The organism is Mesorhizobium sp. Mes31 (assembly GCF_024519675.1).
GTDB lineage: Bacteria > Pseudomonadota > Alphaproteobacteria > Rhizobiales > Rhizobiaceae > Mesorhizobium.
In genome coordinates, this window is sequence record NZ_JALJRL010000016.1 from 46,231 (window position 1) to 64,539 (window position 18,309).

Below are 18,309 nucleotides of genomic sequence, written 5' to 3' on the forward strand. Positions count from 1 at the left end.
GGTGGCGCTGCGAAGCAGCGACGGAGTGGGGGAAGCCCTTTCGCCAAACGCGCAGCCAAAAGACAGGCCTGCCGCCCATCTTCCCCTAGGGGGAGATCGGCCAATCGGGCCGCTACTCGAAATTACTTGCACACTCTTCAGATACGGTGAGTAATCCCCCTGTATTGCCTGGCAATTTCCGGGGGGAAGCCGGTGGGACTGCTAAGAGGACTTCGCATAAGACTGGGGTTGAAGAAGGTAGCGTTGCCGCCGCTGCCCGGTGTCGAGATCGGTCGTCACACCTACGGCCTCACCAAGGAATCTTTCTTCGTTCCGCATAAAAACGTGCAGGTGCGAATAGGCTCGTTCTGCTCGGTTGGGCCGGGTGTACTCTTCATCTGCGCGGCCGAACATCGCGTCGACACCGCAACCACCTTTCCGATCCAGTTTGTGGACGGGAAGATCCGCAATGCGCCGGGCACGGTCGGCAAAGGGCCAATCACGGTCGGCCATGACGTATGGTTTGGTGCCCGCTGTATTATCCTTGGCGGCGTCACAATCGGCAACGGCGCGGTCGTCGGGGCCGGCAGCATCGTCACCAGGGATATTCCGCCCTATGCCGTCGCGGTCGGCAATCCGGCCCGTATCATCCGCTACCGATTCGCGCCCGAGGTCATTGAGCGCCTGCAGGCCCTGCAGTGGTGGAACTGGAGCGACGATCTGATCCGCGAACGCGTCGAGCTTTTGACGACGGCGGGTATCGAGCGGTTCCTGAGCGCGGCGGAGCCGGCGTAACCACGCCGGCGCTCATCAACGCGCACCGCGCTGCTCAATCGTGGCTGTGGCCAAAATGCCTGGCCGCAATATCGACATGGGTGTGGCGGGCATGCGCCTCGAAACGTTCGGTCTCGCCGGCATCGTTTGCCGCCTCGTTCGGCCACCAGGTGCCGCCGATGACGATGCCTTCGCAGACCAGCCTCTGGTCGGCGACCAGCGATGCGCCGACCGCATCGACAAAGGTGAAGCGGCCCGGGCGCTGCCGAAGCACGGCGACGTCGCCGACGGTGCCGACCGCCAGCGTGCCCAAATCAGGCCGGGCGATCGCCTGCGCCGGACGCTGCGTTGCCGCGCGCAGGACCTCGACCAGCGGCATGCCGAGCGCCAGCAGTTTCGACATGCAGACCAGAATGTCGAAGGCCGGCCCATCGACGCAGTAGAGATGCACGTCGCTGCTGATGACGTCGGGCGCCAGCCCTTCCTTGAGCATGGCTCTCGCGACCGCGAAATCGAACGAGCCCATGCCATGGCCGAGGTCGAAGATGACGCCGCGTTCGCGCGCCAGCCGCATGTCGGGCCTGACCGCGCCGGAGGCAAACACCGGCGCGTTGGGAAAGGGGCGGAAGCAGTGGGTGAGGATGTCGCCCTTGCGCAGGCGCGGCAGCACTTCCGAGCGGCCGGGCGGCGGCTCGTCGATATGCGCCATCAGCGGCATACCGGCCTTGTCCGCCGCCTCCAGCGCGAGATCGACCGGAGCGATGCCGCTGGTGCCGCCGGCATGGCGTCCGGAACGAACTTTCACGCCGACGACCACGTCGGCGTGCTCGCGCACCGCGGCGACGACCTCGCGCGGATCGCAGAGCCTCAGATCGCTGCACTCGCCGACCGACACCGTTTGCGAGAAGCCGAAGATGCCGGCAAAGGAAATGTTGACATAGGCCAGGATGCGCACCTTCGAGCGCTCGATGACATGGCGGCGAAAACCGAGGAAATTGCCCGCGCCCGCACTGCCCGCATCGATGAAGGTGGTGGTGCCGCTCTTGGCCGCAAGACGGTCGGCGTCGACGCCAAGCGAGGTGCCGCCCCAGTAGACGTGGCTGTGCAGGTCGACCAGGCCGGGCGTGACGATGCAGTCTCTCGCATCGATGACTTGCGTTGCGTGTTCGGCATCGATCGCGGCTTCGGTCGCGGCAACACGGCCATTGGTGATGGCAACATCGCGCTGCCCGTCAAGACCCGTGGCCGGGTCGATGACGCGGCCGCCCTTTATCAGCAGATCAAATTGCATCGGCACCTGCCTCCGTCGTCTCTTGCCGTCAGACCGGCCGATAGGCGACGGCCTCGACTTCGATCTTGATGTCGATCATCAACCGCGATTCGACCGTGGTGCGAGCCGGCGGATTCTTGGGAAAATGCCTGGCATAGACGGCGTTGAAGGCGCCGAAATCGCGCGCATCTTCCAGCCAGACCGTCGTCTTGACCACATCGTCCATGGTGCAGCCGGCAAGCGCCAACGCCGCCCTGACGTTCGACAGCACCTGTTCGGTCTGTTCCGATATGCCGCCCTTGACCACGATGCCGTCGCTGCCGACCGGAACCTGGCCGGAGACATAGACCAAATCGCCGGCCCGCACGGCCGGCGACAACGGCACATGGGACGTTCCAAAACATTGCTTCGGCAAGGCACAGCCTCCTCTGATGACGCGACGGGACGCCATGGGCGGCTCCCGCTTCGATCGACATTTACCCCGATCGGGGCGATCCTCATAGAGGCCTTGTTGGAAAGCAACATTCTTCGAAATCCATGTTGCTTTATTACAGAGGCGCCTGCATCGTACCCATTGACAGGCAGTCTTCCAGCCGCAACGGACAGACGCATTTCGAGACCGGAGAAAACAGCAATGACCTACGACAAGAACCCGTTTCCGGCCGGCGACGCCGATCGCCACGCGCTTTGGGAAATGCTGGTGCGGCGCGACATCGATGCTTTCATCAGCCAGGACTGGTCGATGGTCGAGGATGATTTCGTGGCCTCGAGCTTCTTTGGCATGCACGCGCATTTCCTCGGCAATGCCGACGCCTGGCGGCTGCAGTTTCCCCGGCTGGAAGTCTATCGCGACGAGTGGCTGCGCCAGGCCAAGGAGACCGCGGCGACGAAATTCGCCGAGCCGCTGCGCGAGGCGCTGTTTCGCGTCACCAACATGCGCGACATCGATGTCGATGGCGACCGCGCCGTGCTGCACAAGAAATTCGACGGCTCCGTCGCCAAGGCGGACGGCGGCGTCGACAGGCTGAAATGGCAGACGCTGTATTTCTGCACCAGGGTCGGGGGCAGCTGGAAGATCGCGGGCTTTGTCGGCTACATGCCGCACCCGCTCGGCAGCTAGAGGTTCGGGAAAGGCGGAGGGCGCAACGCTCATTAGCCGGCTATGATATTGCCCAGACCCTCGCCCCTCCTCGTCCCGTTGCATTCGGATCTGCAAGAATTCGCTGTCGGACGCCGTGGCGATGTCTATGCTGGAAAGAGTGCTTTCCCAAGGACAGGAGCCATGACCAATCTAGCACCGTTGGTTTCGACCATAAGCGCGGCCTTTCTCGGCTCGTTCGTCGAGATGGTCGAAGCCTTCACGATCGTGCTTGCGGTCGGCCTGACCCGGGGCTTGCGGCCGGCATTGACCGGCGCTGTACTGGCACTGGCGGTGCTGACCGCGCTCGTCCTGGCTTTCGGACCATTGCTGGCGCTTGTTCCCATCACCATCCTGCAATTCGCCGTCGGCGTGTTGCTCATCCTGTTCGGTATGCGGTGGCTGCGCAAGGCCATCCTGCGCAGCATCGGAATTGTTCCGTTGCATGACGAGGAGGCGGCCTTCTCGAAGGAGACTGCGGCGCTTCGCCGGCAGTCCGGCGATCGCCGGGCTGACTACCTGGCCGGGCTGGCGGCATTCAAGGCGGTGCTGCTGGAAGGTGTCGAGGTGGTGTTCATCGTCATCGCGGTTGGCGGGGCGCATGGACAGACACTCAACGCAAGCCTTGGAGCGCTGGCGGCGTTCGTCCTGGTGATGGTCATCGGCCTCGCCGTGCATCGCCCGTTGGCGCGCGTTCCCGAAAATGCCTTGAAGTTGGTTGTCGGCCTGATGCTGACCAGCTTTGGCATTTTCTGGACCGGTGAAGGTATCGGTGCCGACTGGCCCGGCGCCGATCTCGCCTTGCTGGCGATCTTCGCGGTCGTTGCGCTCGCATCCCTTGCCATCGTCCGCTGGCTGCGCGACGCCCATCCCGCTCCGGCCGGAGAACGTCCTCGATGAACATCGTGCGTATTGTCCTGAAAGAGCTCGCCGGCATGTTCATCGACGATGGCAGCCTGGCGCTGCTGGCGCTGATCCTGATTGCCGGAATCACCGCGGCGGTGAAGCTGCTGGCGCTGCCGCCGCTTCTCGGCGGCATCCTGCTGCTGATTGGCTGCCTGGCTATTCTCGCGCGGAGCGTGCGGCGGGCCGCATCGCGGCGTCGATGACCAGCCGATGATCAATAGAGCGTGACAAAGGGCTGGAACAGCAGGCCGGTCGCCCTGAAATGCTCGACCAGTTCAATGGCCGGGAAAATGGCAAGGAAATAGAGCCCGTCGTAGAACGTACGCTTCAGCGCCCGCGTCGACAGCTGCAGCTCGTCGAGGTCATGGTACAGCAACGGGTTCGGCCAGAACCGGGGCGTGTTGCGCGCGTAGGCAATGTAGGCGGGGCCGAACTTGCCCAGCAGATATTCGGCTTCCTTGCGCGCCGTGACCCGGAAGATCAAGAAGCTGGCAAGGCCGAGCGCCACGGCCGCCAGCAGGGAGCCATAGATCAATCCGACCCCGACCGCCCCGACCGTCGAGAAGAAATAGAGCGGGTTCTGCATTATCGAAAACGGTCCCGCCGACACCAGTTCCTGGTTTTTCTTGGCGCCGACATAAAGGATGCTCCAAAGCCGCCCGGCAACGCAGACGAGCACTAGGCAGAAGCCGAAGAGCTCGAGCGTTTCATGTCCGTTCGAACCCTCGATCAGGGCTGGCTTGGCAACCAGCAGAAGCAGCACCGCAAGCACCGCCGCGGCTCGCACGAAGATCAGCCGCTTGCGCTGGACGAAGGCTTCTGAAACCGGCTTGAGGGAAGCGTAGGTCATCGCGTTTTCCTTGGGGTCCTGACAAACCCGGTGGCACTGGGGCACGACATTGATGGCGGATGCAAGGCAATGGCCTTCTATCGGCGCACCGCGTGGCGTTCGTAAAGGCCTTTTGCGCGGCCCGCGGCCATTCTTACGAAATTGTAAGCTGCCGGACAGGCGAGCGTGATTTTCCTTGCCTAGGATGCCGGCTCATTTCCGCTTGGCCGGGTTCGAGCGGCGCGGCGACGGCTTTTCGCCCGATGAAGGTCATGGGCAACAATTCCGCGAACCATCAGCCTCAGGACGTCCGCCATGCTCTCGCCCGACACGCACCCCACCGAACCGAGCCACAACAGGGTTCCGGACGTCACCCTCGATTTCTGGCTGATCAAGCTGATGGCGGTGACCATGGGCGAAACGGCGGCCGATTATCTTGCCGTCAATCTTGGGCTTGGGCTCACCGTCACGTCGCTGATCATGACCGCTGTCCTGGCCGCCGCCCTTGTCCTGCAGTTCGCGCAAAAACGCTACGTGCCCTGGGCCTACTGGCTGGCGGTGGTGCTGATCAGCGTCGTCGGAACCCTGGTCACGGACAACCTCGTCGACAATTTCGGCGCGCGCCTGCAGACGACGGCCATTGCTTTCTCGGTCGCGCTCGCCGCGACATTCGCGGTCTGGTACGCGAGCGAGCGAACGCTGTCGATCCACACCATCTTCACCACCAGGCGCGAGATCTTCTACTGGCTGGCGATCCTCTTCACCTTCTCGCTCGGCACCGCCGCCGGCGATCTCGTCGCCGAGACCTTCGAGTTGGGCTATCTGTCCACCGGCCTGCTGTTCGGCGGCACCATCGCGCTCATTGCGCTTGCCTACTACCTGCTCGATCTGGACGGCATCCTGGCCTTCTGGCTCGCCTATATCCTGACACGGCCGCTCGGCGCCTCTTTCGGCGACCTGCTGTCGCAGCCGGTCGAATATGGCGGCCTCGGTTTCGGCACCATCTTCACCAGCCTGATGTTCCTTGGCTGCATCATTGCCCTTGTTCTCTACATGACGCTGAGGGAGACGGCCGACGAGGCCGAGGAAATCCTGCTGGAGTCGGATTAGGACAAAACTTCGCCAGAAACCCGGACCATGAGCCCGCTGCGAGCCGCCGCGGGTTCAGGCTCGTGATATCCTAGGAACGGATCCATGCCGGTGCTAGCCTATCCCCGATGTCGGCAACAAACCGGAACAGCCATGCGACTTCTTCTTGTCGAGGACGACCTCAAGACGGCCGACTACATCGTCAAGGGATTGACCGAGGCCGGTCATGTCTGCGACTTGCTGCGCAACGGACACGACGCGCTTTTCGCGGCGGCCAGCGGCGGCTATGACGTGATCGTGGCCGATCGAATGATCCCCGGTCTCGACGGCCTGTCGATGGTCAAGGCGATCCGCGCGGCAGGCGTGCGGACCCCGGCGATCTTTCTCACCTCCGTCGGCGGCATCGACGACCGCGTCGAGGGCCTCGAGGCCGGCGGCGACGACTATCTGGTCAAGCCCTTCGCCTTTTCCGAGCTGCTTGCCCGCATCAACGCGCTCGGCCGCCGGCCGGCCGCGCAGGAGCAGAAGACCGTTTTGCGGGTTGCCGACCTCGAGATGGACCTGATCATGCGACGCGTCACCCGGCAGGGCCATCCGATCGACCTGCAACCGAGGGAGTTCAGCCTGCTAGAGGTGCTGATGCGCGGCGAAGGACGCGTCGTCACCCGCACCATGCTGCTGGAGCGCGTCTGGGATTTTCACTTCGATCCCAAGACCAGCGTGGTCGAGACCCATATCAGCCGGCTGCGGACCAAGATCGACAAGCCGTTCGAAGCCCAACTCATCCACACGGTCCGCAACACCGGCTACAGTCTGCATGCACCGCTAGCGCCATGACGGGTACGAGAGCCCGTCTGCTGCGCAGCACGCCCTTTCGGCTTGCCCTGACATTCGCCTTCCTGTTCGTGCTGGCCTTCGTGCTGTCGGGCGCCATCGTCTACCAGATGATGAGCGCCGATCTTGCCGAGCGGCTCGATGAAGCCATCAAGGAAACCTACTCGGTCGTGGCGGCGACCTATGAGACCGATCCCGAGGACCTGATCGCCACGGTCACGAGCCATTCGCAGCTCAGCCCCAAGAAGGAGCAGCTCTTCTCGCTCACCAACCCTGCCGGAAACCACGTGGCCGGCAATTTCACCGCGGCGGGGCTTCCCGACGGTTTCTCGATGTTCGACGCCGTCCTGCCCGGCGTGCCTCCAGGCACCGAGTACCGCGCCTATTCCGGCTCGATCGGCGGAAACAGCCTGACCGTCGCCTTCAGCCTTTCCGAGACGGAGGAGCTGGAAACGGTGGTGCTGATGAGCTTCGGCTGGGGAACGCTCATCATCACCGGGCTGGCGGTGGCCGGCGGTGCCCTGCTTGCCACGCGCGTCCAGCGCCGTCTCGACGGCATTGCCGCCACGATGGTGGACGTCTCGCATGGCCGGCTGGAGGCCCGCATCCCCCTGACCGGCAATGGCGACGATATCGACGTCGTGTCCACCCAGGTCAATGCGGCGCTCGATCGCCTGTCGGGACTGGTCGAAGGCATGAGACTGGTCAGCGCCAACATAGCGCACGACCTGAAAACACCGCTCAACCGGCTGCAGATGATCCTAGATACCGCGTCGGAAAGGAACCTGTCGGGCCAGGAGGTCTCCGACGAACTTGCCGAGGCGCATGCGGAGAGCCTGCAGATCAACGAAACCTTCGACGCGCTGCTGCGGATCGCCCAGATCGAGGCTGGCGCCCGCAAGGCGCGGTTTACCGATGTCGATCTCGGCGAGGTGGTGGAAACCATCGCCGAAATCTACGCCGGTGTTGCCGAGGACGATGGAAAGTCCTTGTCGGCGACGGTGCTCCATGGAAGCCAGATCCATGGAGACCGTGAACTGCTGACGCAGCTGTTCGCAAATCTCGTGGAAAATGCCTTGCGGCACTGCCCCCCGGGCACCGCCATCGAATTGTCGGTGACGCCGCAGGCCGACCATATTCTTGCAAGGGTCAGCGACAACGGGCCCGGCATTCCGGCCGATGAGCGCGACAAGGTGTTTCAGCGGCTGTACCGGCTGGACAACAGCCGGTCGACGCCCGGCAGTGGCCTCGGCCTCAGCCTGGTGCGGGCCATCGTCGACCTGCATGGGGCGACGGTCGTCCTCGAAGATTGCCGGCCGGGGCTGGCGGTAACCGTGAGTTTTCCGAGAGCCAAGCCACCGGCCCCGTAGACGTGCGAGCCGACGAGAACCCGGGCCGCATCGCGGCTACCACATCCACAGCGTCTGCCAGTGCTCATGCGGCGAAGACCCATTTCCCGATACAACAGCCAGCAGAAGAATGATGGTAAAAAGCACCAGAGATGTGGTTGCCCATATCTCTTTGCTGGTGCCGCTGGAGTCACTGCGGTACAGCATATGCGAAACCCGAACCCAGAACGCCATTGTAATTTCCATCTACGGGTTTTCGACTTATGCCGAATATCTTTTACCGCAGGTCAGACGTCGATATACGCTGTCAAACATACAAGGGATTTGCCGGTATCTTACAAATCGGTAAGTGAAAAGCGCTGAACGTTCGCATCGATAAAGTCCGCACGTGTCGACGGGGAAGTGCCGCGACGGTGCCTCCCCCGCGATCACCACCCGATTGATCAGCGGTCGATGCGCGTTGACAGGATGATCGACGACAAGGTCCGCTCGACCCCGTCCATGGCGCCGATCTGGTCGAGCAGCAGATCGAGATCCCGGATCGACGGTGCATCGACGATGACGATCATATCGAAATTGCCGCTGACGGAATGCAGCGCCCTGACCGGCGCCAGCGCGCGCAGGCCGCGCACCACCTTGTCGGCAAGCTTGGGCGTCACGGTGAGCAGCACATGCGCCCGCACCAGCCCCTGCTCGTAGTCCGGCGCCAGCCTGACGCCATAGCCGGTGATGATGCCGCGCTGTTCCAGTCGCTCGATCCGGCTTTGCACGGTTGTCCGTGAAACGCCGAGCTTGCGCGCCAGTTCGGCGGTCGAGGCGCGCGCATTCTCGCGCAGCAGGGAAAGCAGGGCTTGTTCGGCGTCACTGATCATTTCGACGATTCCTGTCGGCATAGTGCGCAATCAGAGTTTCGTTTCGAACAATTCCACGCTTCCTTTCGACGAGCAAGCTGCGATTCTGGCCTCAGAAATCAGCTTTTACGCGAGGGATCGGTCATGAAGAAAACTGTTGTCGTCGGCGCCGGCAAGATCGGCTCGACCATTGCCGGGATGCTAGCCGGTACTGGTGATTATCAAGTCACCCTGGTCGACCGCTCGGCGGCGCAGCTCGCCGCGGCGGAACTGCCTGCGGCGGTCGCCACGCTGGAACTCGACATCGAGGCATCGGGCACGCTCGAAGCGGCCTTGGCCGACAAGTTCGCGGTGCTCAGCGCCGCCCCGTTCCATCTGACGACGCGCATCGCCGAGGCGGCGGCAAGTGCTGGCGTGCACTATCTCGATCTCACCGAGGATGTCGTCAGCACCCGGCGGGTCAAGGAACTGGCCCGCTCGGCTAGGAGTGCCTTCATCCCGCAATGCGGCCTTGCGCCGGGCTTCATCTCGATCGTCGCCAATGATCTGGCCAGCCGCTTCGACACGCTGGAGAGCGTGCGCATGCGGGTCGGCGCGCTGCCGCAATATCCCTCCAACGCGTTGAACTACAATTTGACCTGGAGCACCGACGGCGTCATCAACGAATATTGCGAGCCTTGCGAGGCGATCGTCGAGGGCGAGCTGGTCGAGGTGCCACCGCTGGAGGAGCGCGAGGAATTCTCGCTCGACGGCGTCACCTACGAGGCGTTCAACACGTCCGGCGGGCTGGGCACCCTGGCGGAGACGCTGAAGGGCAAGGTGCGCACGCTCAACTACCGCACGATCCGCTATCCCGGCCACGCGGCGATCATGAAGGCGCTGCTCAACGATCTTGGGCTCCGCCACCGCCGCGAGGTGCTGAAGGACATCTTCGAGAGCGCCCTGCCGGCGACGCTGCAGGACGTGGTCATCGTCTTCGTCACTGTTTCGGGCCGCAAGAACGGCCGCCTGCTGCAGGAGACCTACGCCAACAAGATCTACTCCAGGCGCATCGGCCAGACGGTGCGCAGCGCCATCCAGATCACCACTGCGTCCGGCATCTGCGCCGTGCTCGACATGCTCGCCGATGGGACTTTGCCCGCGACCGGTTTCATCAGACAGGAAGACATCGCGCTCGACGCCTTCCTCGCCAACCGCTTCGGCCGCGCCTACGCGCAGCACGAGATGGAGAGCCGGCTCGCGAGCTGAGGAGCCGCTCTTTCCTCTCCCCCGTCGATCGGGGGAGAGGAAGGGAGCCTGGGGTTCGCGCCCCTAAATATGCAGCGCGTGCCCGAGCGCCTTCAGCGCCGCTTCCTGGAAGCCTTCGCCTTGCGTCGGATGCGCGTGGATCGTTCCGGCGATATCCTCCAGCCTTGCCCCCATCTCGAGCGCCAGACCGAACGCCGCCGACAGTTCCGACACGCCCTGTCCGACCGCCTGGATGCCGAGCACCAGATGGTTGTCCGCGCGGGCGACAACACGGACGAACCCCTCCTCGCCGAGCTTCGTCATCGCGCGGCCATTGGCGGCAAAGGGGAACATCCCGATCTTGATCTCCCCCTGGCCCTTGGCCTCTTCAGGCGTGAGACCAGCCGTCACCAGCTCGGGATCGGTGAAGCACACCGCGGGAATGCAGCGTTTGTCCCAGCTGCGCTTGTGGCCGGCCACGATCTCGGCGACCATCTCGCCTTGCGCCATTGCCCGGTGCGCCAGCATCGGCTCGCCGGTGACATCGCCGATGGCGAAAACGCCGCGCATCGAGGTGCGGCACTGGTCGTCGACGCGGATGAATTTGCCGGCCCTGTCGAGGTCGATCTGGTCGAGCCCCCAGCCCTCGGTTACCGGCTTGCGGCCGACCGTCACCAGGATCTTGTCGGCGGCCACCTCGGCGCTCTTGCCATCCGATGTCTCGACCAGCAGCGCGTCGCCCTTGCCCGCCTGTCCCTTGCCCGCCTGTCCCTGGCCCGCTTGTCCCTGGCCCGCCTGTCCCTGTGTCGACAGGCCCTTGGCCTTGGCACCTGGCATCACCTCGATGCCGAGTTCGGCCAGGCGCTTGACGACAGGCCGGGTAAGCTCGGCATCGTACTGCGCCAGCACCCGCGGCAAGGCCTCGACCACGGTCACCCTGGCGCCCATTTTCGCGAAGGCCATGCCGAGTTCGAGGCCGATATAGCCACCACCGACGACGGCGAGCCTTTTCGGCACTTCGCTCAGCGCCAGCGCCTCGGTGGATGAAATCACCGGCCCGCCAAACCGCAGGAACGGCAGCTCGACCGGCGCCGAGCCGGTGGCGATCACGATCGTCTCGGCGCGGATCACTTGCATGCCGGTCTCGGTCTCGACCTCGACGGTCTTGCCATCGCGGAATGTCGCCCAGCCCTGAACGGTCTTCACCCTGGCCTTCTTGAGCAGGCCTGCCACGCCGCTGTTGAGCCGGCTGACGATGCCATCCTTCCAGGCCACGGTTCTGGCAAGGTCGAGCACGGGTGCCGAGACCGAGATGCCGAGCGGACTGTTGCCGCCGGCCATGTGCGACACCTTCTCGAACTCTTCTGCCGCATGGATCAGGGCCTTGGACGGAATGCAGCCGACATTGAGGCAGGTGCCGCCAGGCTTGCCGGCCTCGACGATCACCGTGTCGATGCCGAGCTGGCCGGCGCGGATGGCGCAGACATAACCGCCGGGACCGGCGCCGATGACGAGCAGCTTGCAGGAGATTTCTTTCATGTCGACAGCTCCCCTTCGGCGAAGGTCGCGGCGCGCCTTCTCCTTCTCCCCCTGCGGGAGAAGGTGGATCGGCGCGATAGCGCCGAGACGGATGAGGGGTGTTCCAGCGAAGTGAGGCGTTGGCGTTCCCTGGAGCCCCCCTCATCCGTCGCCTTCGGCGACACCTTCTCCCACAAGGGGAGAAGGGGGAGCCCACACACCAGCGCCGGCAACTTCCGACGAACCGTCTTGATCAACTCCATCACCCTAATCCACGAAAATCAGCGCCGGCGTTTCCAGCAGCGCCTTTATCCGCTGGATGAAAACCGCCGCGTTCCAGCCGTCGATGACGCGATGGTCGAAGCTGGAGGACAGGTTCATCATCTTGCGCGGGATGAACTGCGTGCCGTCCCACACCGGCCGCACCATCATCTTGTTGACGCCGATGATCGCCACTTCCGGATGATTGATCACCGGCGTCGTCGCCACGCCGCCCATGGCGCCAAGCGAGGTGATGGTGATGGTCGAGCCGGACAGCTCGTCGCGTGTCGCCGTGCCGGACTTGGCCGCCTCGGCAAGCCTGATGATCTCGGCGCCGCAATCCCAGATGTCGCGCGCCTCGGCATGCTTGACCACCGGCACCACCAGCCCTGACGGCGTCTGCGCGGCGATGCCGATATGGATGCCGCCATGCTGGTGGATGATGCCGGCTTCGTCGTCGAACAGCGAATTGATATTGGGCTGGTCGGCGATTGCCTTGACCATCGCCCGCATCAGGAACGGCAGCAACGTCAGCTTCGGCCGCTCTGCGCCACCCTTGTCCGCGCGCTTTTCCTTGTTGAGCGCGGCGCGCAGGTCTTCCAGCGCGGTGACGTCGATCTCCTCGACATAGGTGATGTGCGGGATGCGCGATTTGGACAGCGTCATCTTCTCGGCGATCTTGCGCCGGAGCCCGACCACCTTGATGTCCTCTACCGTGTCGTTGCGGGCGAGGCCGGAGGCCTTGGCGACCTGCGGTCCGCGGGCCAGATAGGCCTCGATGTCCTCGTGGCTTATGCGGCCGGCCGGGCCGGTTCCCGCAACTTGCCTGAGATCGATGCCGGCCTCCCTCGCCCGCAGGCGCACAGCCGGCGACGCCAGCGGTTTCTCACCTTCCAGACGCGGCGCGCTGGAGATGGAAGGCTGCTGCGCGTTTTTCGAAACGGCCGCAGCCGGCTTCACATCCGTTGCGCTGACCTTTGGCGAAGTCCTCGCGGTTGGCGCAACGGCTTCGGGCTTCGGCGTCGGGAGCCTCGCCGGAGCTTCGGCGGCCACCGCGTCCACCTCGTCGCCGCCCTGTGGCTTCGCATTGCCCTCGCCCGCCACCTTCAGCCGCACGATGGGCGAGCCGATCGCCACTGTGTCGCCGATCTCGGCCCCTAGCCACAGGATCTCACCATCGACGGGCGACGGGATTTCGACCGTCGCCTTGTCGGTCATGACGGCGGCGAGCACGGTGTCCTCGCGCACGATATCGCCGACCTTGACATGCCACTCGACCAGCTCGGCTTCGGCGACGCCTTCGCCGACATCGGGCAGCTTGATGATGTGCTCGCCCATCTCAGGCCTCCATGGTTTCGATGAGAGCGCGGCCAACCCGGGCGGGACCGGGGAAATAGTCCCACTCCTGCGCATGCGGATAGGGCGTGTCCCAGCCGGCGACCCGCGCCACCGGCGCCTCCAGATGGTAGAAGCAGTTCTCCTGCACCAGCGCCGACAGCTCGGCGCCAAAGCCGGAGGTCAGCGTCGCCTCGTGCACGATGACGCAGCGCCCGGTCTTTTTGACCGACGCCACGATGGTGTCGAGATCGAGCGGCAGCAGCGTCCTGAGATCGATGATCTCGGCATCGATGCCGGTCTCCTCGACGGCGGCCTGCGCCACATAGACCATGGTGCCGTAGGCGAGCACGGTGACGGCGGAGCCCGTCCTGCGGATCGCGGCCTTGCCGAGCGGCACCGTGTAGTGGCCGTCGGCGACCTCGCCGAGCTCATGCTTCGACCATGGCGTCACCGGCCGGTCGTGATGGCCGTCGAAGGGGCCGTTGTAGAGCCGCTTCGGTTCGAGGAAGATCACCGGATCCGGGTCCTCGATCGCGGCGATGAGCAACCCCTTGGCATCATGCGGGTTGGACGGCACCACGGTCTTCAAGCCGGACACATGGGTGAACAGCGCTTCCGGACTCTGGCTGTGGGTCTGGCCGCCGAAGATGCCGCCGCCGGTCGGCATCCGCACCACGATCGGGCAGGTGAAATCGCCGTTCGAGCGGTAGCGCAGCCGGGCCGCTTCCTGGGTCAGCTGGTCGTAGGCTGGATACATGTAGTCGGCAAACTGAATTTCCACGCAGGGCTTCAGCCCATAGGCGGCCATGCCGATGGCCGAGCCGACAATGCCGGATTCGTTGATCGGCGCATCGAAGCAGCGGCTCTTGCCGTATTTGGCCTGCAGGCCCTGCGTGCAGCGGAATACGCCGCCGAAGAACCCGACATCCTCGCCGAACACGACGACGCGTTCGTCGCGTCCCATCGACACATCCATGGCGTCGCGGATCGCCTCGATCATGGTCCGTCTCGGCATGGCTCAGACTCCCGCCTGCTGGCGCTGGCGCCGCAGATGCGGCGGCATCTCGGCGTAGAGGCCCTCGAACATGTCGCGCGTCGACGGCTTGCCGCCGGCGTGCAGCGTGCCGTGGCTTTCGGCTTCCTTCTGCGCCGCGATCACCGTGTCGAGGATTTCCGCCTCGGCCTGCGCGTGCCGCTCGTCCGACCACACGCCGAGCCGGATGAGATGGTTCTTCAGCCGCACGATCGGATCGCCGAGCGGCCAGGCGTCGGATTCGGTCTTTGGCCGGTAGGCGGAGGGATCGTCCGAGCTCGAATGCGCGCCGGCGCGGTAGGTGACATATTCGACCAGCGTCGGCCCGAGATTGCTGCGCGCGCGCTCCGCCGCCCATTTGGCCACCGCGTGGACGGCGAGATAGTCGTTGCCGTCGACGCGCAGCGACGGGATGCCGAAGCCGAGGCCGCGGGCCGCGAAAGTGCCGGAGCCGCCGCGCGCGATGCCCTGGAAGGTCGAGATCGCCCACTGGTTGTTGACGACATTGAGCACGACGGGCGCCTTGTAGGTGGAGGCGAACACCAGCGCCGAATGGAAGTCGGACTCGGCGGTCGAGCCGTCGCCGATCCAGGCGGCGGCGATGCGCGAATCGTTCGAGATCGCCGAAGCCATCGCCCAGCCGACCGCCTGGATATACTGCGTCGCCAGATTGCCGGAGATCGAGAAGAAGCCGTGCTCCTTCGACGAGTACATGACCGGCAATTGCCTGCCTTTCAGCGGGTCGGCCTCGTTCGAGTAGATCTGGTTCATCATCGTGACCATCGGATAGCCGTCGGCGATGAGCAGGCCGGCCTGCCGGTAGGTCGGGAAGTTCATGTCGCCCGGGCTGAGCGCCTTGCGGAAGGCGCAGCTCACCGCCTCTTCACCCAGATGCTGCATGTAGAAGGAGGTCTTGCCCTGGCGCTGCGCCATCTGCATGCGGGCGTCAAAGGTTCTGAGCGTCATCATGTGGCGAAGGCCAGCCAGCAACTCGTCGTCGGAAAGCAACCCTGCCCAGGGGCCGACGGCTTCGCCGTTGCGGTTCAGCACCCGGATGATCGAGAAGGCGAGGTCGCGGATCGTGCGCGGATCGACATCGATCTCGGGGCGCGGCACCGAGCCGGCCTTTGGGACGGTCACGTTGGAAAAGTCAGGCGTTCCGCCCGGCCGCACTTCCGGTTCCGGAACGTGAAACCGCAACATCCCAGCATCGGCCATGACCTTTGTCCTCCAATGTTGCCTGGGGTGGATATTTGCATATCCGCGCGGCCAGACCAGTGCGAATTCGTCGGGCAAGCCTTCCAGGCTTCGGTCCCGGCCGCGCCGGCCAGTCCAGCCTCCCGGTGCACCAAGATGAAGATATGTCCGCGAAATTTCTTGTCGATGTTGGCGGGAGGCGCGCAATTAGGTGCAAGGTTGCGGCCGGTTTGTCGCCAGATAAGGTGATTGGTTGGAAGGCGTGGCGCGTTTGGCGGCCGGCTTCCCCCACTCCGTCGCTGCTTCGCAGCGCCACCGCTCCCCCTCCGGAGCAGGGCAATCGCATATAGGCGGCCGGGGCTTTCGCTCTGCGATTTACCCCCACCCCTGACCCCTCCCCACAAGGGGGAGGGAGACTTCCGTTGGCGCTGACATCGGCAGATTGCCGACGTTTCGAGGCCGAGTAAGGGCGCGCGGCAGCATTGCCTCCCCTTGTGGGGAGGGTTAGGGTGGGGGTCTATCTTCGCAAGAATCCATATGCGATCGCCCTGCCCTCCGGAGGGAGAGGAAGGGCGCCAAGGTTGGCGAGCTCGCACCTTTCCTCTCCCCCGTCGATCGGGGGAGAGGTGTCGAGCACAGCTCGACGGAGTGGGGGTCGACCTTTCATCAAACCATGCTTCCGCTGTTACCGATTGCCTGAGTTTTCTTGCTCTCGCGGGGTGTGCCTGTCCTGCGGCGCCGGCGCGATTGACGGGCGGCTTTCCTCCACTCCGTCGATCGGGGGAGAGGAACCCAAGCTGGAAGCCGTCCCGACATCATGCTAACCACCCCCCATGGCACAGAAGAAAGCTTTCGAGGTCGATTCCTGGTTGGCGCGGCCGGATCCGCGCATCTCGATCGTCCTGCTCTATGGCCCCGACCGCGGGCTGGTCGCCGAGCGCGCGAAGGCCTTTGCCGAAAAGACCGGCCTGCCGCTCGACGATCCGTTCTCGGTGGTCCGGCTGGAGGGCTCGGAGGTTGACCGTGACGAGGGCCGCCTGCTCGACGAGGCGCGCACCGTGCCGATGTTTTCGGAGCGGCGCCTGCTGTGGGTGCGCAACGCCAGCGGCCAGAAGGCGCTGGCCGACGACGTCAAGGCGCTCACCGCCGAACCGCCGCGCGACGCCATCATCGTGATCGAGGCCGGCGATCTCAAGAAGGGCGTCGGGCTGCGCGCTGTCGTCGAAGCGGCGGACAACGCCATGGCCCTGCCTTGCTATGCCGATGAAGCCAGGGATATCGACGCGATCATCGACGATGAACTGCGCAAGGCCGGCATGTCGATGACCATGGAGGCGCGACAGGCGCTGCGCCGCAATCTGGGCGGCGACCGGCTGGCTTCGCGCGGCGAAATCGAGAAGCTCATCCTCTATGCCCATGGCCAGAAGGAGATCGGGCTGGAAGAGGTCAAGGCCATGTCGGGTGACGTGTCCGGTGCGTCTTTCGACGACGCCGTCGACGCGCTTCTCGAAGGCAAGGTCGGCGACTTCGACACCGCCTTCACCCGCCATTGCCAGTCCGGCGGCCCGCCCTTCCTGGTCCTTTCATCGGCGATGCGGCAGCTGCAGCAAATCCAGGCGATGCGCGGCCAGATGGATTCGGGTGGTCGCAACGCGGCATCCGTCGTCGCCGCCGCCCGTCCGCCGGTGTTCTTTTCGCGGCGCAAACTGGTGGAGAAAGCGCTGGAGCGCTGGAGCAGCGAAGCGCTCGGCCGCGCCCTGACCCGTTTGCAGACCGCGGTGCTGCAGACGCGGCGACGGCCGGATCTTTCGGTTGCGCTGGCAAGGCAGGCGCTGCTCGGTATTGCGGTGGAAAGCAGCCGGCTGGCACAGCGGTAGGAGAGCGATCCTTTTTTCAGTGCCGAGCGCTGCCTCCATTGGTCAGTTCATGATCATGGCGCCCACCGGCTGGAAGGTTGGCAGCGCCTGTGGAAAGACCAGCACCGCCGCGCCATAAAGGAGCAGAGCGACACCCGAGACCTTTGCGATCCCCTCTCCTGACGGGAGGGTCTTTTCCGCAAAGATCAGCAAGGTGACCACGGCCATTGCGGCGACGTTCATGATCCCGAGAGGAAAGAGGGCGAGAAACAAAAGCCAGCAGCAGCCCAGGCAAAAAAGCCCATGCTCCAGGCCCATGCGAACCGCGCCCCAGTAACCATCGCGCCATGAGGTCAGGATGAAGCCAATCGGCGTGCGGCATTTGGCCAGACACAGATCTTTCAGTGGGGAGAGTTGATAGGCGCCCCCGAGCATCAGCAGCGCGCCGCCGATGCGCGCGGCCGTCGCCGTGGACAATCCCACATGCCCGGCAAGCATCTCCGCACCCGCCGCACCGGCAAAGGCGACAACGCCCATCACGCCCCAAACCAGCATGTACCCGGCCACGAACACCCAGCTCGAGACGAAGGTCTCGCCCCGGCCCTGTTTGCCGGCCTGGACCTGGTGAAACGTCAGGATCATGGGCGCAGCCGTCGGAAACATCATGGCAATCATCATGATCATCCAGACGGCAAGAAACATCGGCGCCTTCATGCCCATGGTGAGCGAGTACATTTCCATGCGCATGTCCGCGTCCATGCCCATTTGCTGCCAGATAAGCAGGGTCCACGCCGCCGCAGCGATAGCGATCAGCAGCGCGAGAATGATGTTTCCGTGCAACGTCGGCGCCATGGACGAGT

19 protein-coding genes are annotated in these 18,309 nt (G+C 64.4%); 9 read left to right on the forward strand and 10 right to left on the reverse strand.

What is annotated here, in order from left to right; translation table 11 throughout:
* Positions 1 to 228 precede the first annotated feature (228 nt).
* Positions 229 to 774, forward strand: coding sequence for a CatB-related O-acetyltransferase (locus tag NR193_RS24135; protein WP_256753257.1), 546 nt, complete (start codon positions 229 to 231; stop codon positions 772 to 774).
* A gap of 34 nt (positions 775 to 808) precedes the next feature.
* Here NR193_RS24135 and NR193_RS24140 read toward each other — a convergent pair whose 3' ends face one another.
* Positions 809 to 2,044: an amidohydrolase/deacetylase family metallohydrolase gene (locus tag NR193_RS24140; RefSeq protein WP_256753258.1), complete on the reverse strand. Its 1,236-nt coding sequence runs from the start codon at positions 2,042 to 2,044 to the stop codon at positions 809 to 811.
* A gap of 28 nt (positions 2,045 to 2,072) precedes the next feature.
* On the reverse strand, positions 2,073 to 2,474 hold the full coding sequence (locus tag NR193_RS24145) for a RidA family protein (RefSeq protein ID WP_256753259.1): 402 nt from the start codon (positions 2,472 to 2,474) through the stop codon (positions 2,073 to 2,075).
* 183 nt (positions 2,475 to 2,657) lie between these two features.
* On the opposite strand from NR193_RS24145, the gene NR193_RS24150 reads away from it, so the two are divergent.
* The 3 genes from NR193_RS24150 (at position 2,658) to NR193_RS24160 (ending at position 4,270) form a co-directional block, all read left to right on the forward strand.
* Entirely contained in the window at positions 2,658 to 3,143 is a 486-nt protein-coding gene (locus NR193_RS24150; protein ID WP_256753260.1) for a hypothetical protein, read from the forward strand.
* Between the two features lie 162 nt (positions 3,144 to 3,305).
* Positions 3,306 to 4,061, forward strand: a complete 756-nt coding sequence (locus NR193_RS24155; protein WP_256753261.1) for a COG4280 domain-containing protein — start codon at positions 3,306 to 3,308, stop codon at positions 4,059 to 4,061.
* Positions 4,058 to 4,270, forward strand: a complete 213-nt coding sequence (locus NR193_RS24160; protein ID WP_256753262.1) for a hypothetical protein — start codon at positions 4,058 to 4,060, stop codon at positions 4,268 to 4,270. The genes NR193_RS24155 and NR193_RS24160 overlap by 4 nt, the downstream gene beginning before the upstream one ends.
* A gap of 11 nt (positions 4,271 to 4,281) precedes the next feature.
* Here the strand turns inward: NR193_RS24160 and NR193_RS24165 are convergent, their stop codons facing one another.
* A complete protein-coding gene (locus NR193_RS24165; RefSeq protein ID WP_256753263.1) occupies positions 4,282 to 4,917 on the reverse strand; it encodes an isoprenylcysteine carboxylmethyltransferase family protein in 636 nt (211 codons plus the stop codon).
* 294 nt (positions 4,918 to 5,211) lie between these two features.
* Here NR193_RS24165 and NR193_RS24170 point away from each other — a divergent pair, with 294 nt between their 5' ends.
* The 3 genes from NR193_RS24170 (at position 5,212) to NR193_RS24180 (ending at position 8,189) form a co-directional block, all read left to right on the forward strand.
* Positions 5,212 to 6,006 carry a hypothetical protein gene (locus NR193_RS24170; protein ID WP_256753264.1) on the forward strand — a complete coding sequence of 265 codons (795 nt, stop codon included), beginning with the start codon at positions 5,212 to 5,214 and terminating at the stop codon, positions 6,004 to 6,006.
* A gap of 132 nt (positions 6,007 to 6,138) precedes the next feature.
* Positions 6,139 to 6,822, forward strand: coding sequence for a winged helix-turn-helix domain-containing protein (locus tag NR193_RS24175; RefSeq protein ID WP_091575911.1), 684 nt, complete (start codon positions 6,139 to 6,141; stop codon positions 6,820 to 6,822).
* Positions 6,819 to 8,189: an ATP-binding protein gene (locus NR193_RS24180; RefSeq protein WP_256753265.1), complete on the forward strand. Its 1,371-nt coding sequence runs from the start codon at positions 6,819 to 6,821 to the stop codon at positions 8,187 to 8,189. The genes NR193_RS24175 and NR193_RS24180 overlap by 4 nt, the downstream gene beginning before the upstream one ends.
* 36 nt (positions 8,190 to 8,225) lie before the next feature.
* Here the strand turns inward: NR193_RS24180 and NR193_RS24185 are convergent, their stop codons facing one another.
* A complete protein-coding gene (locus NR193_RS24185) occupies positions 8,226 to 8,402 on the reverse strand; it encodes a hypothetical protein (RefSeq protein WP_256753266.1) in 177 nt (58 codons plus the stop codon).
* Between the two features lie 209 nt (positions 8,403 to 8,611).
* Entirely contained in the window at positions 8,612 to 9,040 is a 429-nt protein-coding gene (locus NR193_RS24190) for an Lrp/AsnC family transcriptional regulator (protein ID WP_256753267.1), read from the reverse strand.
* A gap of 123 nt (positions 9,041 to 9,163) precedes the next feature.
* Between NR193_RS24190 and NR193_RS24195 the strand changes: the two genes are divergently transcribed.
* Positions 9,164 to 10,267, forward strand: a complete 1,104-nt coding sequence (locus tag NR193_RS24195; RefSeq protein WP_256753268.1) for a saccharopine dehydrogenase family protein — start codon at positions 9,164 to 9,166, stop codon at positions 10,265 to 10,267.
* Positions 10,268 to 10,330: 63 nt separating this feature from the next.
* Here the strand turns inward: NR193_RS24195 and lpdA are convergent, their stop codons facing one another.
* The 4 genes from lpdA to NR193_RS24215 all read right to left on the reverse strand — a co-directional run bounded on the left by lpdA (position 10,331) and on the right by NR193_RS24215 (position 15,614).
* Complete coding sequence (gene lpdA / locus NR193_RS24200) at positions 10,331 to 11,785, reverse strand: dihydrolipoyl dehydrogenase (RefSeq protein WP_256753269.1); 1,455 nt, start codon at positions 11,783 to 11,785, stop codon at positions 10,331 to 10,333.
* Positions 11,786 to 12,031: 246 nt separating this feature from the next.
* Positions 12,032 to 13,363 (reverse strand): dihydrolipoamide acetyltransferase family protein, encoded by a 1,332-nt coding sequence (locus NR193_RS24205; RefSeq protein WP_256753270.1) that lies wholly within the window; start codon positions 13,361 to 13,363, stop codon positions 12,032 to 12,034.
* Between the two features lies 1 nt (position 13,364).
* On the reverse strand, positions 13,365 to 14,378 hold the full coding sequence (locus tag NR193_RS24210) for an alpha-ketoacid dehydrogenase subunit beta (RefSeq protein WP_256753271.1): 1,014 nt from the start codon (positions 14,376 to 14,378) through the stop codon (positions 13,365 to 13,367).
* A gap of 3 nt (positions 14,379 to 14,381) precedes the next feature.
* Positions 14,382 to 15,614, reverse strand: coding sequence for a 3-methyl-2-oxobutanoate dehydrogenase (2-methylpropanoyl-transferring) subunit alpha (locus tag NR193_RS24215; RefSeq protein WP_256753272.1), 1,233 nt, complete (start codon positions 15,612 to 15,614; stop codon positions 14,382 to 14,384).
* An 812-nt stretch (positions 15,615 to 16,426) separates the two neighbouring features.
* Between NR193_RS24215 and holA the strand changes: the two genes are divergently transcribed.
* On the forward strand, positions 16,427 to 17,470 hold the full coding sequence (gene holA / locus NR193_RS24220) for a DNA polymerase III subunit delta (protein ID WP_256753273.1): 1,044 nt from the start codon (positions 16,427 to 16,429) through the stop codon (positions 17,468 to 17,470).
* A gap of 42 nt (positions 17,471 to 17,512) precedes the next feature.
* Here holA and NR193_RS24225 read toward each other — a convergent pair whose 3' ends face one another.
* The gene (locus tag NR193_RS24225) at positions 17,513 to 18,301 is read right to left on the reverse strand and encodes a DUF2182 domain-containing protein (protein WP_256753274.1); all 789 of its coding nucleotides are present in this window, start codon (positions 18,299 to 18,301) and stop codon (positions 17,513 to 17,515) included.
* Positions 18,302 to 18,309 lie beyond the last annotated feature (8 nt).

What these genes read in the sequence shown, in the direction of transcription:
- NR193_RS24140 (WP_256753258.1), bottom strand. Translation starts at nt 2,044, where the DNA reads ATGCAATTTGATCTGCTGATAAAGGGCGGCCGCGTCATCGACCCGGCC.
- NR193_RS24145 (WP_256753259.1), bottom strand. Translation starts at nt 2,474, where the DNA reads ATGGCGTCCCGTCGCGTCATCAGAGGAGGCTGTGCCTTGCCGAAGCAA.
- NR193_RS24150 (WP_256753260.1), top strand. Translation starts at nt 2,658, where the DNA reads ATGACCTACGACAAGAACCCGTTTCCGGCCGGCGACGCCGATCGCCAC.
- NR193_RS24155 (WP_256753261.1), top strand. Translation starts at nt 3,306, where the DNA reads ATGACCAATCTAGCACCGTTGGTTTCGACCATAAGCGCGGCCTTTCTC.
- NR193_RS24160 (WP_256753262.1), top strand. Translation starts at nt 4,058, where the DNA reads ATGAACATCGTGCGTATTGTCCTGAAAGAGCTCGCCGGCATGTTCATC.
- NR193_RS24165 (WP_256753263.1), bottom strand. Translation starts at nt 4,917, where the DNA reads ATGACCTACGCTTCCCTCAAGCCGGTTTCAGAAGCCTTCGTCCAGCGC.
- NR193_RS24170 (WP_256753264.1), top strand. Translation starts at nt 5,212, where the DNA reads ATGCTCTCGCCCGACACGCACCCCACCGAACCGAGCCACAACAGGGTT.
- NR193_RS24175 (WP_091575911.1), top strand. Translation starts at nt 6,139, where the DNA reads ATGCGACTTCTTCTTGTCGAGGACGACCTCAAGACGGCCGACTACATC.
- NR193_RS24180 (WP_256753265.1), top strand. Translation starts at nt 6,819, where the DNA reads ATGACGGGTACGAGAGCCCGTCTGCTGCGCAGCACGCCCTTTCGGCTT.
- NR193_RS24185 (WP_256753266.1), bottom strand. Translation starts at nt 8,402, where the DNA reads ATGGCGTTCTGGGTTCGGGTTTCGCATATGCTGTACCGCAGTGACTCC.
- NR193_RS24190 (WP_256753267.1), bottom strand. Translation starts at nt 9,040, where the DNA reads ATGATCAGTGACGCCGAACAAGCCCTGCTTTCCCTGCTGCGCGAGAAT.
- NR193_RS24195 (WP_256753268.1), top strand. Translation starts at nt 9,164, where the DNA reads ATGAAGAAAACTGTTGTCGTCGGCGCCGGCAAGATCGGCTCGACCATT.
- lpdA (WP_256753269.1), bottom strand. Translation starts at nt 11,785, where the DNA reads ATGAAAGAAATCTCCTGCAAGCTGCTCGTCATCGGCGCCGGTCCCGGC.
- NR193_RS24205 (WP_256753270.1), bottom strand. Translation starts at nt 13,363, where the DNA reads ATGGGCGAGCACATCATCAAGCTGCCCGATGTCGGCGAAGGCGTCGCC.
- NR193_RS24210 (WP_256753271.1), bottom strand. Translation starts at nt 14,378, where the DNA reads ATGCCGAGACGGACCATGATCGAGGCGATCCGCGACGCCATGGATGTG.
- NR193_RS24215 (WP_256753272.1), bottom strand. Translation starts at nt 15,614, where the DNA reads ATGGCCGATGCTGGGATGTTGCGGTTTCACGTTCCGGAACCGGAAGTG.
- holA (WP_256753273.1), top strand. Translation starts at nt 16,427, where the DNA reads ATGGCACAGAAGAAAGCTTTCGAGGTCGATTCCTGGTTGGCGCGGCCG.
- NR193_RS24225 (WP_256753274.1), bottom strand. Translation starts at nt 18,301, where the DNA reads ATGGCGCCGACGTTGCACGGAAACATCATTCTCGCGCTGCTGATCGCT.